The following is a 13343-nucleotide window of genomic DNA, read 5'->3' as shown; positions in this document are numbered from 1 at the left end:
TTAGCACCAACTACGAAAATACTATTTTGGTCTACTACGCCTTCTTGCTGATTGGTTGTGCTAGGTTGTGATTTTCTACTTTTAGAGTTTTTTTTTCCTCTTTAGTAGGCTCTTCTTTATCAGCCTTTTTTTCGTCTTTCACAACTTTTACTTTAGGCGCTTTGTCTACTGCAGCTTTTTTAGTATTTTTAACTTCTTTATCATGCTTTGCTACAGATTCTGATTTTTTATCGCCACCGCGTACTACTCTTGTTTCACTAGGAGCTTTAGCTACAGATGCAGTTTCAATAGTAGGAACTGCTGCTGCAGGATTTTCTGTACTAGGTACTACAGTTTCTTGAGCTACTGGTGTTTTAACATCTTGTGTAGCTGTTGGAACTGGTGTAGTATTACGAACTGCTGTACCTACTTGATTACCGTCTGCTACAGGAGCTACCGGAGTTTTAGGTGCAACTGCAGTAGTAGCCACATCTGGAGCCACCGCTGTAGTAGGAACTACTGGATCAGTAACTGGTTGTGCTGGAGTCGCTGCACTCGCTGTTTCTTGCGTAACAGGCATTGGAGTTACTGGTTCAGCTGCTGTTACAGCTACAGTGGCACCAAATACGCCAGCCACTGCTAAAGCAATACTACTTTTTAAAATAGATTTTTTCATATTGTCCTCCTTATTAATTCATTTACATGCAACTTTACGCATGTATATTTCCAGTCAACTCAATGTCATCATGTAAGTTCCAAAACATATATCCAGCATGGACTTGTAGATATATAGCTTGGAAATTTCAGATATAGTTGAGTTTGTCTTTCGACTGGTACACATACTATCGACAGTCTATGAAGTCAAAATGTAGAAGCACTGTTAAAAGCTTATTTTATAGTGAGTTTAGAATGAATTTATATATAATTCCTATGAAATCCTATGGGATTTACTTTATACTTAAAAATTCCATGAAAAATATATCAAAAGCCGTTCATCCCATAAATAAGGGATAAACGGCTTCAAAATATACGTATCGATATCTAGAATTTCACATTCATGAGCAAACTTTCACAAAAAATGCCTCAATACTAGTTATTTTTTTTAGGAAAACAGTATTAAGGCATTTAATTATTATATTCAGAATAAAATAACTAGGCACTATTAAGATATAATAACTAGTCAATCATATATTAATCGTCAAATTTAACAGATAGCAATTTACCATTCATTGCGTCCATACGCACATGTACCTCTTTATTATCTGCTGTACCAAAGCTAACTTTGTAGACGATTTTACCTTTATCATAGCGCACAGCCCATTCATTAAGGCTCACAGCTTTACCTTTTGTTTGGGCGTAAGCAAAGTTCACCACAGCTGCAGGCGGTAAGATTTCCCGAGGATCAAACGATTTTTTCTTTAGCGATTTATGGAAGTCCCCTTCGCGCTTTTCAAAGATTTGATTAGTAGCATAGATATACGTTAACTCATACTTGCCAGATTCATCAAAACCTTCAACATCATACTTAATTTGACCTCCATCCGCATCAAAGGCGATTTCCGTAATTCCTGCATTTGGATGATTTTGGATAAAGGCATTTAATAAACCATTAGCGCCTACAATCGCCGCATGGTTGCCATCAACAACTGCCACAGTTGGCTCTACAGCTACTAAAGGGGCTGCACTTGCATTTGGCATGCCAAATGCCGCTGCCAAGGCCAATACAAGGCTACCTTTTACAAAAAATGATCTCATTGGTTCCTCCATATCTCAAACAGTTATCATAACAATATATATACAATTATACACTAAATCAACGCGGTTTATAATCTTTATTTATATAATTAGTGCATGTACCTGCCCCCTATGATACAATGCACATAGATTCATTTTTGTAACTACATGTGAGCTAACTATGATTTCAATTTACCCCACTATATATCACGAATTTCAATGCAAGGCCGATCAATGCGAAAATACATGTTGTCAGCTGTGGACCATCGATATAGATGAGCCTACTGCTGAACGTTATCATGCCATGACAGGTTCTCTTGGTGAAAGCTTACGCCAAGCCATCACTGTTGATGATGAAGGCAGTCATTTTATCTTTTCTAAAGCACAACCTATGTGTCCCTTACTCAATGAAAAAGGTCTATGCAAAGTAGTTCTTGAATTAGGAGAAGAAGGACTTTGTGACACCTGTCATATGCATCCACGCTTTTATAAATACATTGAAGACTTAGAACTATGTGGCGTTGGATTATCTTGTGAAGCATCGGTTGAACTATTAGCCCAACAAGAACCGATGGACTTTCTCCTCTTTACAATTGAAGATGACCATAATGAATTCAACTCTGAGGAGCGATTAACACTCCACAATATTTTTGAATTATTAGCCTTTGATTTAGATCCTAATCTATTCCAATATACGCCAAAGCCCTCAAAGCAGTCTTTCAAAGAACTATTAGACCTATATAAACAAACGGAACCCATCGATGAGAATTGGACAGCACAAGTTAATACATTATCTAGTAAACTAGACCAACTCATCGCATCCGTACAGACCTATATACAGCAAGAGGATATGAGCCTATTTAACAAAGTGTACCAATATATATTGTATCGCCAAATCGATATGCTATCAGATTATTCCTTGGAATCTATCTTAGCCTATGCAAAGGATGGTACTGACTATATACTTATAGCCAGCGCCTTAGAGGGACAACCATTAAAACAAATTGCTAGATGGTCACAACAAATCGAATACGACGAAGATAATGTGGCGCTATTATTACAACACTACGAAGCCCAACTTATTATAGAGTGAACAAAAACCGCAAGAATTTTATCTTGCGGTTTTTTAAGTCTTATTATAATACATCATTTGAAGAGAGTATGAACAAAACGAATCCATTGAGGCAATACGGAGACAGATAATAATGCCACAACAAACATAACAATATAAGTTTTAACGATACCTAGTTCAACATAACGTCTCATTAATTGGGCTACAATGAACACGGCATAATACTGGCTGAACATCGTAATAAGATAAGCCATATCCCCTACATATTTTTGAAGAGACAAAGAGAAAAAAATAATCCCTAGTATATGAATTAATACTAAGACAACCGTGCGAAGTGCATTTGTATAAGCTAATCCATATATATAATTGCGCAATACCCCACCATAAGTACCGCGACCACCTAATAACATAAGTAAGCGCCATATGACAAATGAACCGATGATAATTTGAAAAATTAAAAATACCGAACTGGCTAAAATACTAATTACATCAAAATGAGTTAGTCCAGTCATCCGTTTAATCCCGAGCATTGGAGATATCACTTTCACCATAAACGGTAAGCTATAGGTCATTATATATAATACAATAGTAGATACGACTAGATTCAGAATGGCTCTTGTATGAGATCCATAATTGATAATATTCTGAAAAGATTGTTCGCTAAGCCTAGTAAATAAATGCAATATATCCTTATACCATGTCATAAATGCTCCTTTTAGTTTAAAACTAGTAAAAAAGGACGAGCCATGTCTCGTCCTAGATATATCATATGTATTTTATCGAGTCAACATATAAATCCATTCAAACACGTGTGCTACCAAAAGAGCAATCAACATTAGAATCAAACCTTCATAAGGAGTCCCATTAATACATGCTCCCACAATACGTCCCATAGTTTGTAACAATAATACGGTACTTAAAACACATAGCACAATCATACAGAAGCCAATGATTGCTTGCAGTATTAATGGTACCGAAGTTAAAATCAGCATAATCCCTGCTGTAAAAGTAATCAATGCCACAACAAGTTGAGCAAATGACATGATATGCAAAATACCGGTTGTAACAGTTCGAACATAAAATTTACGCTGTTGAGCAACCGCATAAACTATAATGATACATGCCATGAAAATAACTTTTCCGATTACCCATGCAAAGCGACCCATATTCCAAAATTCTCTAGGACTACCCATCTGTTCCAAAAAAAGTTGTATTTCATGTTGACCTACTGGAAGAGATAGCGATTCCCACCTTACTAATAACGAAGAATTGCGTATAAACGCACGTATAGCATCTAAATATACGCCTTCACCTACAATAGTAAATTGATAACATATGAGTGTTAATAGCAGCATTCCTATGAGTTGCCCATAGGCAATATCAAAGTGATACATACGAGGATTATTCTCTTCAATAGGGTTTAATAAACGATAGATAAACTGCATTAAACCCACCATCATAGGTATCACCACCTTTTACACAATATACATACTCAACATTTAAGTTTGAATACTATAACATACAACACACAATAAGGAACTATAAAAAATAGTTCCTTTTCATTTTTCGTTCATCATTATAGCACAAAACAGACATCTTTTCATACTTTAATTATCCTAATGGAATAGGTCTTTCGGGACCCTTTTTCCTTATAAAATACAGAAAAAAGCTATTAGCAGATTATATATAATCAGCTAATAACTTTTTAGTAGAAAAGGGCTGTTTTATTACAGCCCCTTTCATATTTTTCATGTTATGTAATTATCTGGAACTAGCAAGTACTACCATACCAATCAAGATACCTAAAATGATTACAGGAATTAAACTCGTAATAATAGAAATGCCAAAAGTTGCTAAATGGGATTTATTAATTTGGCGACTCAATAATGTTAAGCATACCCAGAATGTATAGACTGCAAAAGCTATCGTTGCGAATATAATAATAGTTATCCATACAATACTACCTACTGTAGAATCAGGATGAGAGCCTAGTAGCAGCAAAAATGGCAATGATAGTAATAGGAAGCCAATGAAATATACTAAGCCCATAATCTGATTATAAGCTTGTTCGTACCACATGATTTTTAACACAGACTCATATGTAGTATGGGCATCAAATTTATTGGCGACCCAAGAGAAAATCGCAGAATAAATAGCAATACCAATAAAAGCAAATAGCAAGCCAACCGCTAGGCCTAATATACCGGCCCCAGAAAGAGCCGCCGCACCAGTAAGTGCAACACTAAGTTTATCCACAAATATCATACTCAAAAAAGTAGGTAGAATATTTGAAAATACGAATGCCACCAATGCCAAAGCTACTGTAGCATAGAACCCTTTTCGACAAGATCCATGCTCTACAATCTGTGGAATACCGCGTTTAAAGGGAGCTACCACAAGCTGCCAAATATCTGAATACCATTTTGTTTCCATAAAACCTCCAAAACACCTATATTTCTTTAATTGTAACACAAACTATATTTAAACCGTCATGGACAACATTATACCTCCCACACCAAAGATGAAGGATATTATGTAAAAAGAAATTCCCGTTATCCAAAGATTTAGACCAAATTGCTTATAGGTAACTTGCCCCTTCAAAATAATAACTATGGTCAAGCCCTTTCATCAGCAACCCCTGATTTATTAATGATAACCATATTAGGTTTCCTTTTTATTTCATCTATTAATATATTATACTATATAATTCAAATTTTAAGACATTATTCTAACCTATTATAACGCAAAAAAGCAGCCCCACTAGGGGCCGCCTTTTCGTTTATCTTATTGCAAAGATGCTGCAATTTTTGTAAGGTTTTCATCCATACGTTCTAAGTATGTTTTATTATCTTCGTTGCTTTCGATAGTATAAATAGTTTCTACCTTAGCACCTACTTCTTGTGCCAAAGTTTTGGATACTTCTGGGCTAGCCATTTCTTCTGCAAAGATAGTAGTAATATGGTTTTCTTTAGCGTATTCGATGAGTTTAGCCAATTGTGCTGCATTAGGTTCACCTTCAGCAAATACATCTTCCACACTATTTTGTTCTAAACCAAAGTCACGGCATAAGTACGCAAATGCTGCATGGCCTGTAACAAAGTTTTTATGAGGAGCTTTAGCGAATTGATCTTCATATTTTTTAATCATTGCATCTAATTTAGCAACGTATTCAGTATAATTCTTTTCATAATAATCCTTGTTTGCTGGATCAACTTTTACAAGGGCATCCTTGATATTTTTCACTTCAATTTTAGCATTTTTCAAAGATAACCATGCATGAGGATCTTCTGCACCATGTTCTTTAATTTCTTCTGGATCAGTATTTTTAATAGCTTCAACGCCTTCAGTAGCTACAACAGATACGAGTTTATCATTCTTAGCTGCTTCGATAGCTTGTTTTGCCCAAGGCTCCATACCAAAACCGTTATACACAAACACTTGAGCTGTTGCCAGTTGTTTCATATTTTCAGGTTTCAACTCGAAATCATGTGGTTCTACACCATCTGGTATAATAGTAGATACCTCTACCTTGTCACCACCAATAGCCTTTGTAAACTCAGCCATTGCATTAAAACTTGTTACCACTTGGATTTTTTTACCTGCTTGTTCCTTCTGTGCATTCGGTGCATCATTGCCACAACCTGCAAATAAAGCAGCCATCATAATACCTACAACTAACAAAATCAGTTTCTTGATCATCGTAGTCCTCCTTTGTAAAATCCTGATCGCTATGCCTATACAGAATACACTCTATTCTTTAGTTGCAGTTGCGACTCAGTTGCATTTGTAATATAGTTATAGTATAAACTTACTTAGAATTTTGTCAATCAGAAATGTGGTTTTCATATGTTATCAATAGAACATCTTTATTTTTCCTATCAAGGTCAACCTCCTTATGTGCTAAACGACCTTAATTTACATATTCACAGTGGTGATTATATATCCATCGTTGGGGATAATGGGTGTGGTAAAAGTACCTTACTCCGTCTTATTTTAGGTTTTCTTACACCGGTAAAAGGTTCTATCAAGCGAAGCACCAATAATATTCGGTATGTGTCTCAAAAAAATGACTTCTCTCACGCAGGCTTTCCTATTACGGTAAAAGAAATCCTCGATTCCTACCGAAAACTTTTAAAGATTAAGGATAAGCAGGAAGTCAATCGCGTATTAGAGCTTACCCATATGACGGAATTTAAAGACCGTCTCATCAGCAAACTTTCAGGTGGACAAGCTCAGCGTGTATCTATCGCCCGTGCCCTCATCGGTAAGCCAGATCTTATCATTCTCGATGAGCCTTCAACGGGTATCGACAGAAAAAGCCAAGAGGGCATCTATGCTCTACTTCGAAATTTGAACCAAGAGCACCATATTACGATTATCTCTGTTGAGCACAATATCGAAATGGCTCTCGCCAACTCTACCAATATCTACCATATTGCAAATGGTCAAGGTCACCTTTGCTCCCCTGAGCAATATGCTAGTGAAATCATGCACAGTACAGGTCGCAATCCAATAGATCACAAAAACTGCTCCTGTTTCACAGATGTAACAATAGAAGCTCAGGCTCAGGCTCAGGCTCAGGCTCAGGCTCAGGCTCAGGCTCAGGCTCAGGCTCAGGCTCAGGCCGATGATACCACAGTTGAGGAGGTGCGCCATGTTTAGTTATGATTTCATGCAAAATGCCTTCTTCGTAGCAATTTGTATTTCTCTTTTATGTCCATGTATTGGTATCTTCATGGTGCTACGCCGTTCCAGTATGATTGGCGATACCATGAGTCACGCATCGCTAGCAGGTATTACACTAGGTTTATTAACGAATACTAATCCAATTTTAGGAGCCTTTATCTTCACTGCCATCTGCGGTGCACTCATCGAGTTCTTGCGAAAATATTTTTCACACCATCTCGATCTTATTCTTACTATCATCTTATCCCTCAGCATCGGTACAGCTATTACACTTATTAGCTCAGGCAAACTAAAGGCTAACGCAAATGTATTCTTCTTTGGTAGCATCCTAACGGTAAACGCAACCGATATGATTAGTATTGCAGTGCTCACCATTTTATCAGTATTAACGCTATACTTTTTGTATAACTCCTTACTCTACATCGCTTACGATGAAGAAGCGGCTCGTGTAGCAGGTGTTAAGGTAGATTTTATCAACTATATCTTTGCTATCTTAATGGCTGCCGCCGTATCCATTTCTATTAAAATCGTTGGTGTTCTCGTATTGAGTGCCATGATTGCATTACCAGTAGCATCTGCATTACAATTAGAAAAAGGATTTAAAATAACTTTATTATGCTCCATTGGATTTAGCTTACTTGCCATGATCATCGGACTTTTTGGATCCTACTTTCTTAACGTAGCACCTGGTGGCTTCGTGTCCCTAACATCGGTAGGGATCCTACTAATAGTGTTAGTCATTAAGAATATTCGTGCCATCATACGACGCTTTCAGTTTAGTAGATAAGCTAAAACAATAAGTAATATATTTGGGCATAAACATTATAGCTAGTTAGAGTAATATAACTAGTTAGAGTCAAATAATATAGCTAGTAGAATAAAAAATATAACTAGTTATATATAAAAATATATCTAACCAAATGCGATAACATATTTGATATTTTATTAGCCATATAAGTCATTTAACTATACAGGTGTATAGCATGTTTAGTATTAAAACAGAATCGAAAGAGAGCTATGAATACAACAACTTGGCCAGAAGGCATAAAAAAGACCAAACAACGCGAAGCCATTTGGTCTGTATTAACAACTACAGATAAACCCATTACAGCCCTTGAAATCGCAGAACACTTAGGTGACGGTAGCACTACTTGGATGTCTACTATCTACCGTACACTTGAACTATTAGAAACTAAGGGTATCGTTACACGTACCACGCTCATGGGTAGTGATATGGCATATTATGAAATCACCCCTCATACACACCGCCACTATGCTGTATGTACGAGCTGTGGTGCTATGATACCACTCCATACCTGTCCTGTCGTAGAAATGCCTAAAGAACTCAGCAAAGCAGGATTTACTGTGACGGAACATCACTTAGAGATTGCTGGAATCTGTAGAAACTGTAAGGATAAAAATAAATAACAAAAAGGACGTAACACTGTAGTTACGTCCTTTAACGTTTTAGCGTATACTTTGGAATTAACCGTATTTAGCTTTCACCAATTACAGCATCAACGGAGCCACTAAGAAACCGAGTGCTACGGAGATGGCAATAGCAAGTACGCCAGGTATGAAGAACGGATGGTTAAATACGAGTTTACCAATTCGTGTAGAGCCCGTATCGTCCATTTGTACAGCCCCCAAAAGTGTTGGATATGTAGGCAATACAAAGAGTGCAGATACAGCTGCAAAGGATGCGATAATAATATAAACGGATCCTGTGTTCTCTGGTGTAATACCGAGAGCTAGAATTACAGCTGGTACCAAAGCTTGCGTAGTTGCCGCTTGACTATACAACAATGTACTTGCAAAGAAGAACGCTACCGCCAATAGGAACGGATATGCTGTTACCATGCTAGAAGCGAGCGCTTTGATTTCAGGGATATGACCTTTTACAAAGGTATCACCCAACCATGCTACGCCTAGTACACAGACACAAGCGGATAAGCCGGATTTGAATGTACTTGTATTAACAAGTTCTGCTGTATCAAGCTTACAGAAGAATGTGATAGCAGCCGCAATAATCATCATAAAGCCGATGATAGCATCATTTCGACCAAAGATAACTGGTTTAATAATACCAATGTTTTTGGAAATTGCTGTTGCGTAGAATACGATACAAATGATACCAATCAAGAAAATCAATACTGAAGTTTTTGCACCAGGTTTTAAGTGGAAATCAGTGCTTTTTTCACGAGGTGGCGCCACGTGACCTGCCGCCAAACGTTCTTGATACACTGGATCAGAAGATAAATCATTATTCGCAAAGGTAGACATGATAAATGCCGTAATCATAACCCCTACAAATGTTGTGGAAATACAGATGGCGAGCAATGTAGGATAGTTAACACCATATGGCTCAAGGAACCCACTCATAGCAACTACTGCTGCCGATACAGGACTCGCTGTGATACCAATTTGACTCGCTACAACGGCGATAGATAATGGCACAGATGGCTTAATGTTTTCACTTTTCGCCACCTCTACGATTACTGGAATCATAGAGAATGCTGTATGACCAGTACCCGCTAGAATAGTTAAGAAATACGTAACAGTTGGTGCCAAATAGTTGATATGCTTAGGATTTTTACGCAAAATACTTTCAGCAATGCGCACCAAATAATCAAGACCGCCGGCTAACTGTAAGGCACAGATGGCTGCGATAGCAGACATGATAATCAGAATTACATCCCATGGAATCTGTCCCGGAAACATCCCCATACCAAGGCTTAACAACACAACCCCAAGGCCGCCAGCGTAACCGATGCCCATGCCACCTAGGCGAACACCGAGGAAGATGGCACCAAATAAAATAATAACTTGCATAATTACATAAATGTCCATACGATGACCTCCTTTATACATATATAGTATCATAGATATGCTAAATAATCATCGAATTTTGGCAATGTATAGTCTATAGTTTAAAATATGACGAAATTTCGATATGTTATGCAAAAAAACTACACCCCATTGCCTTAAACTACTAACAAAAGACAATAGGTGTAGCTTTTCAATAATTAATTTAGCATTATAAAATAATTGGGCGCATATCTTCAAGTATCCCCTCTTCCTCAGTTGCACGTTGGATACTTTCACCTACAATACGAACCATGTCCTCTAATTGTTCCACAGTCGATGCCAATGGAGGCATAAGGATAACCACGTCGCCAATAGGGCGGCAAATAAGACCTTGTTCACGGGCAAGGATTGCCACCTTAGCACCTACCGCATCATTTGGGCGATACGCTTCGTGGGTGGACACATCTTTTTCAAGTTCAATACCTACGATGAGACCCCGCTGACGAACCTCTTTCACATGCTTCAAAGATTTAATAGGTTCTAAGGCCTTTGTGAAAGCTTCTACTTTAGCAGGCAATTGTTCAATTACCTTTTCATCACGGAATACTTTCAAAGAAGCCAACGCAACGGCACAGGCCAAGGCATTACCAGTATAGGAGTGACCATGATAGAATGTTTTCTTTTCCTCAAAGGTGCCGAGGAATGCATCGAATACGCGTTGTGTAGTCAATGTTGCTGCTAATGGAAGGTACCCACCAGTGATGCCTTTGGATAAGGTCATAAAATCTGGAGATACTCCTTCATGTTCGCAAGCAAAGAATTTGCCAGTTCGGCCAAAGCCAGTAGCTACTTCGTCAACGATGAGGAATACATCGTGTTGTTCTGTTAACTCACGAACCCGTTTCAAATAACCGTGAGGCATTACGAGCATGCCTGCCGCTGCTTGCACCAATGGTTCCATAACAAGAGCTGTAATTTCATCGCCTTCTTCGTTAAGGATGCGTTCCAATTCAGTCAACGACTCTTCAAAAGCTTTATCTCGATCTGCCAAATCTCTATACACACCAGGGCTTGGCAATGTTAATGGTTTAAATAATAGATTATGGAATACTTGGTGAAATAATTGAATACCACCTACGGATACGGTACCTAATGTATCCCCATGATAGCCTGCATTGAGGGCAATGAACTTAGTCTTTTTCGTTTGCCCTACTTGTTGACGGTATTGGTACGCCATTTTAATAGCCACTTCGATAGCTGTACTGCCATCATCAGAGAGGAATACTTTATCTAAGCCTTCTGGAGCAAGCTCTACAAGTTCTTTACACAATTGTGCAGACGGAGGACTTACGAGGCCTAATAACGTGCTATGCGCAATTTTATCGATTTGATCCTTCAATGCTTGGTTCAATACAGGATGGTTGTGACCATGAATATTAACCCACAAAGAGGATACACCATCGTAATACTTTTTACCGTTCTCATCGATGAGGTATACCCCCTCACCGCGTTCAATTACTACTGGTTCTTGTGCTAGCCAATCTTGCATTTGTGTAAATGGATGCCATACAAACTCGTGGTCCCATTGTGCTGCTTGTGAAAGCTGTTTCTCTGCCATTTCGTCACCTCATACTTACTAAGTTTACAAACTATAACTCTCTATCACATATACCTTATATAAACTAAATTAAGTTGCCCAATCTAAGGTATGCTAAATCACAAATTTAATACGTCTCAAAATTACTGTTAATATGTACTCAATATCACTTCTAACATATATTAACTTGCTATAGCTAATATAAAATCAGCCAATTATTATTTATAGACCTAATACTGTGTTCCATAATTCCTTAGAATCAATAAAAGATCGAGCCCAACCAAGTTGAACCTTTTGAATATCCGGACCTTGGTATGGCGGCACTACAGCTACTACAGGAACACCTGTGTAACGCTCCATATCTGCCACATTTGTTTTCAACAAAAACAGATCTACAGCTGTTGTATCATTTACGATAATAGCTTTCACCTCGATACCATGCAACTTAGCATATTCGCAAGTCAAAACGGCGCGATTAATAGATCCAAGACGACCATCTGCTACAACAATAGCTGGTAATTTGATATCTTTCATAAAATCCGTGAAAGTTTTATCTCCATAGAGAGGGGTCGTGATACCGCCTGCACCTTCTACAAAGGTTATGTCATAGCGACTCACTACATCTAATGTATGTTCTACAAGGCCATCATAGTCAATCTCGATACCAGCCAATTCCGCTGCAAGGCGAGGAGAGAAATCACCGGCTATAGCATAAGGATTCACTTCATGACGACGAGATTCAGGAATACCTGCGGAGCGCATCAAATGTGTTGCATCTTTACTCTCAAGGCCAATATTATAATTATCCTCATCCATCGTCACACATTCAGGGAAAGGAACTGCACTAGAAGACACAGGTTTCACCATACCAACAGCAAAGCCATCGTCTACAGCCATCGCCCCCAATAACCCTGTCATAAACGTCTTACCTACATCTGTATCTGTACCAATTATAGAAATACCTAACTGCTTCATACAAGGCTCCTCTCAAGCGAATACTTACTGCCGCATAGGTTAACTAATGTATATGATTAAGTTTACAATCTAATTACAATATACAGCGAAAAGGAATATATAGTCAACCTATTATTACTGTTCAAGTTTACGATTCTATGACTCTATGGGGCCCGAATACATCGCTACATTTTAGCTAAAAAGCTGTGTCCCTAACCTCCGCGCTCCATAGTAAACTAAGTCGCACTTCGATTAGGAACACAGCTTTTTATAACATTATCGCAGTATTAGTCCCATAGAGTCACAGACCGCTATTTTGAATACGATAATAATAGGTTGGCTATATGGGAAAAGAGAAAGGGAATGGCTAAGCCATTCCCTTTCTCTTTTGATACAGTGAATTTTGTTTTATTGATTTATGGATAGACTCGATTGGACAAGTTCACAAATACAGTTATAAAAAGAGTAATGACTAACCGATTAGCGACTTAGCTCGCTTTGGAGCGTAGAGGT

General features: G+C 38.0%; 13 protein-coding genes. 4 read left to right on the top strand and 9 right to left on the bottom strand.

The window, feature by feature from the left end; genetic code table 11:
• Positions 1-34: 34 nt before the first annotated feature.
• Both FNLLGLLA_RS01225 and FNLLGLLA_RS01220 read right to left on the bottom strand, forming a co-directional pair.
• Positions 35-655, bottom strand: coding sequence for a ribonuclease E (locus FNLLGLLA_RS01225; protein ID WP_119562388.1), 621 nt, complete (start codon positions 653-655; stop codon positions 35-37).
• Between the two features lie 515 nt (positions 656-1170).
• Positions 1171-1734 carry a PepSY domain-containing protein gene (locus FNLLGLLA_RS01220; RefSeq protein WP_004693970.1) on the bottom strand — a complete coding sequence of 188 codons (564 nt, stop codon included), beginning with the start codon at positions 1732-1734 and terminating at the stop codon, positions 1171-1173.
• A gap of 160 nt (positions 1735-1894) precedes the next feature.
• Between FNLLGLLA_RS01220 and fliB the strand changes: the two genes are divergently transcribed.
• Positions 1895-2806, top strand: coding sequence for a flagellin lysine-N-methylase (gene fliB / locus FNLLGLLA_RS01215; protein WP_174892180.1), 912 nt, complete (start codon positions 1895-1897; stop codon positions 2804-2806).
• A 53-nt stretch (positions 2807-2859) separates the two neighbouring features.
• On the opposite strand, the gene FNLLGLLA_RS01210 is transcribed toward fliB, so the two are convergent.
• From FNLLGLLA_RS01210 to FNLLGLLA_RS01195, 4 genes are all read right to left on the bottom strand, one after another.
• The gene (locus tag FNLLGLLA_RS01210; protein ID WP_174892179.1) at positions 2860-3489 is read right to left on the bottom strand and encodes a hypothetical protein; all 630 of its coding nucleotides are present in this window, start codon (positions 3487-3489) and stop codon (positions 2860-2862) included.
• A 72-nt stretch (positions 3490-3561) separates the two neighbouring features.
• On the bottom strand, positions 3562-4245 hold the full coding sequence (locus tag FNLLGLLA_RS01205) for a hypothetical protein (protein ID WP_021147683.1): 684 nt from the start codon (positions 4243-4245) through the stop codon (positions 3562-3564).
• Between the two features lie 301 nt (positions 4246-4546).
• Positions 4547-5218 (bottom strand): hypothetical protein, encoded by a 672-nt coding sequence (locus FNLLGLLA_RS01200; RefSeq protein ID WP_021147682.1) that lies wholly within the window; start codon positions 5216-5218, stop codon positions 4547-4549.
• A 351-nt stretch (positions 5219-5569) separates the two neighbouring features.
• The gene (locus tag FNLLGLLA_RS01195) at positions 5570-6484 is read right to left on the bottom strand and encodes a metal ABC transporter substrate-binding protein (RefSeq protein ID WP_021147681.1); all 915 of its coding nucleotides are present in this window, start codon (positions 6482-6484) and stop codon (positions 5570-5572) included.
• Between the two features lie 147 nt (positions 6485-6631).
• On the opposite strand from FNLLGLLA_RS01195, the gene FNLLGLLA_RS01190 reads away from it, so the two are divergent.
• The 3 genes from FNLLGLLA_RS01190 to FNLLGLLA_RS01180 all read left to right on the top strand — a co-directional run bounded on the left by FNLLGLLA_RS01190 (position 6632) and on the right by FNLLGLLA_RS01180 (position 8899).
• On the top strand, positions 6632-7447 hold the full coding sequence (locus tag FNLLGLLA_RS01190) for a metal ABC transporter ATP-binding protein (RefSeq protein WP_174892178.1): 816 nt from the start codon (positions 6632-6634) through the stop codon (positions 7445-7447).
• A complete protein-coding gene (locus FNLLGLLA_RS01185) occupies positions 7440-8258 on the top strand; it encodes a metal ABC transporter permease (protein ID WP_174892177.1) in 819 nt (272 codons plus the stop codon). Before FNLLGLLA_RS01190 ends, FNLLGLLA_RS01185 begins: the two co-directional genes overlap by 8 nt.
• 230 nt (positions 8259-8488) lie before the next feature.
• Positions 8489-8899 carry a Fur family transcriptional regulator gene (locus FNLLGLLA_RS01180; protein ID WP_077708030.1) on the top strand — a complete coding sequence of 137 codons (411 nt, stop codon included), beginning with the start codon at positions 8489-8491 and terminating at the stop codon, positions 8897-8899.
• 81 nt (positions 8900-8980) lie between these two features.
• On the opposite strand, the gene FNLLGLLA_RS01175 is transcribed toward FNLLGLLA_RS01180, so the two are convergent.
• The 3 genes from FNLLGLLA_RS01175 to bioD all read right to left on the bottom strand — a co-directional run bounded on the left by FNLLGLLA_RS01175 (position 8981) and on the right by bioD (position 12851).
• Positions 8981-10321 (bottom strand): anaerobic C4-dicarboxylate transporter, encoded by a 1341-nt coding sequence (locus FNLLGLLA_RS01175; protein ID WP_008603031.1) that lies wholly within the window; start codon positions 10319-10321, stop codon positions 8981-8983.
• A 187-nt stretch (positions 10322-10508) separates the two neighbouring features.
• Positions 10509-11897, bottom strand: coding sequence for an adenosylmethionine--8-amino-7-oxononanoate transaminase (gene bioA, locus FNLLGLLA_RS01170; protein WP_008603034.1), 1389 nt, complete (start codon positions 11895-11897; stop codon positions 10509-10511).
• Positions 11898-12098: 201 nt separating this feature from the next.
• Complete coding sequence (gene bioD / locus FNLLGLLA_RS01165) at positions 12099-12851, bottom strand: dethiobiotin synthase (RefSeq protein WP_174892176.1); 753 nt, start codon at positions 12849-12851, stop codon at positions 12099-12101.
• Between the last annotated feature and the right edge of the window lie 492 nt (positions 12852-13343).

Source organism: Veillonella parvula (assembly GCF_902810435.1).
Taxonomy (GTDB): Bacteria; Bacillota; Negativicutes; order Veillonellales; family Veillonellaceae; genus Veillonella.
Note: the sequence above shows the minus strand (reverse complement) of the source record. Positions and strands in the feature narration are given on the sequence as shown.